This is a genomic window from Luteibacter sp. P4_E6, from assembly GCF_056401535.1.
Genome location: NZ_JBFUJE010000604.1, coordinates 1 through 2,194 on the forward strand (window position 1 = coordinate 1; position 2,194 = coordinate 2,194).

Sequence of the window (2,194 nt, forward strand, 5' to 3'; positions counted from 1 at the left end):
CCTACGGCCCGTCTCGAAGAGCCGCGCCGCGGCCCCAAGGGCCAACCCGACCGCGACGCCCACAGCAGCACGAGCGTGAGGCGGCGAACGCCGCTTAAGGCATGCGCTCGCGGAGCGGGCGATCCGCAGCCAATGCATTCGCCGCTGAAGCGGCTCCCACGCAATTAGCGTTATTTCGCCGAGCGCCGTTTCGCCAGCCATGCATCCAGTGCATTGGCGAAGGCTTGCCGGTCGCGCGGGTGCATGGTGGCGGGGCCGCCGGTGTTGACGCCGGAGCCGCGGAGTTCTTCCATGAAATTTCGCATGGAAAGGCGCTGCGCGATCGTGTCCTTCGTGTACATCTCGCCGCGCGGATGCAGGGCGAGGGCGCCTTTCTCGATGGCGAAGGCCGCCAGCGGAATGTCCTGGGTGACGACGAGATCGCCCGGTTCCACGCGGCGCACGATCTCATCGTCGGCCACGTCGAAGCCGCCCGGCACCTGGATCGAACGGACGAAACGCGAGGCCGGCGTGCGGATCCACGCGTTGGCGACCAGGGTTACGTTGACCTGTTCGCGCTCGGCGGCGCGAAACAGGATGTCCTTGATGACGTTGGGACAGGCGTCGGCGTCGACCCAGATCTGCACGGTCAGGCGTCCGTCCAGTCCACGTGGCCGTCGACGATGGTGTTGGTGCAGCCACCGACCCACACGGCCTCGCCGTCGATGCGGATGATGATGCGGGCGTCGTGACCGACTTCGCGGCCCTGGCTGACCACGTAGCCCTTCGCCAACGTGCCGCCGGTGTCGCGTGCGGCGACATAGGCGGCAATAAGGCCATTGGCGGCGCCAGATGCGGGGTCTTCCACGATACCGACGCCGGCCGGGAAAGCACGCACGGCCAGGCCTTCGGCGGAGCGGGCGAACACGCACAGGCCGAGGGTATCGGTGGCCAGGGCGAGCGCGCGGATGGCTGCATGGTCGGGGCGCCAGCCGCGCAGGGCGGCTTCGTCGGCGAACTCGGCGACCCACCAGCGACGGCCGCCTTCGACGCAGGCCGGGGCCAGTGCGCCTAGCTTGACGCCATAGAGGACGGCGGAAAGCGTCTCACCGGCACACGAGGCGTCGCCGACGATGCGCGCCTTGGGCGACTGCACGAACAGCTCACGTGCCTTGCCGTCCTTTTCCACGCGGATCGGCAGCACACCGGCGCCGCATTCCTGCCAGATGATGCCGGCCGCGTCGGGGGTGACCAGACCGGCATCGAGCGCGGCGTGCGCGCTGCCGATAGTCGGATGGCCGGCGAAGGGGATTTCCTTGGTCGGTGTAAAGATCCGTGCCCGGTAATCGGCGCCTTCGGCGCGCGCGGGCATCAGGAAGGTGGTTTCGACCAGGTTGGTCCAGTGGGCGAAGCGCTGCATGCGCTCGTCGGACCAGCCCTCGGCGTCGACGACGACGCCCAATGGATTTCCGCCGCCATGACGGGCGGCGAAGACGTCGAGCTGCTTGTAACGGATGGGGGACAYCGGTCGTGCCGGGAGCGGGGGAGGTCGTCCATGATAGCCATCCATCGCCTGTCCGGCATGGGCCGGGGGTTCGACATCGGCGCGCGTTACCGCCAAGATGCGCGCTGGCCCGGTCCTAAAGGACGCTGTTTCGTCGCATGACTACGCTGCTCATCATCCTCGTGACCGCTGTGGTCTCCTTCTTTGCCTTCAGCAACCGGCGCCTGATGGACGACCTGATCCTCTGGCCGCCCGCGCTCTCGCGCAGCCGTGAGTATTACCGCCTGGTGAGCTACGGCCTGATCCACGCAGACTGGTCGCACCTGATCTTCAACATGCTCACGCTGTATTTTTTTGGCAGGATCATGGAGGAGTTCTACACCGCGGCCATGGGCCCGCTGGGCTTCGTTACGTTCTACATCGGCGCGTTGATCTTCTCGATCCTGCCGACCTACATGAAGAACCGTAACAATGCCTCGTATCGCAGCCTGGGCGCGTCCGGCGCGGTCTCTGCGGTCCTTTTCGCCTACGTGCTGCTCAGCCCCTGGTCCAGCATCTACGTCTTCATCGTGAAGCTGCCTGCGATCATCTACTCGGTGCTTTTCGTGGCGTACTCGATCTACATGGACAAGCGCGGCGGCGACAACGTGAACCACAGCGCGCACCTGTGGGGTGCCGCTTACGGCGTGATCTTTACCATCGCGCTCAACC

General features: G+C 66.2%; 3 protein-coding genes. 1 reads left to right on the top strand and 2 read right to left on the bottom strand.

Features of this window, described 5'->3' with window-relative positions:
- Positions 1-170: 170 nt before the first annotated feature.
- Positions 171-626: a YaiI/YqxD family protein gene (locus tag AC1DT2_RS21350; RefSeq protein WP_477298579.1), complete on the bottom strand. Its 456-nt coding sequence runs from the start codon at positions 624-626 to the stop codon at positions 171-173.
- A 2-nt stretch (positions 627-628) separates the two neighbouring features.
- Complete coding sequence (locus AC1DT2_RS21355; protein ID WP_477298582.1) at positions 629-1,504, bottom strand: PhzF family phenazine biosynthesis protein; 876 nt, start codon at positions 1,502-1,504, stop codon at positions 629-631.
- A 137-nt stretch (positions 1,505-1,641) separates the two neighbouring features.
- On the opposite strand from AC1DT2_RS21355, the gene AC1DT2_RS21360 reads away from it, so the two are divergent.
- Positions 1,642-2,194, top strand: a 553-nt coding sequence (locus tag AC1DT2_RS21360; RefSeq protein WP_477298580.1) for a rhomboid family intramembrane serine protease, incomplete at its 3' end; no start/stop codon positions are given.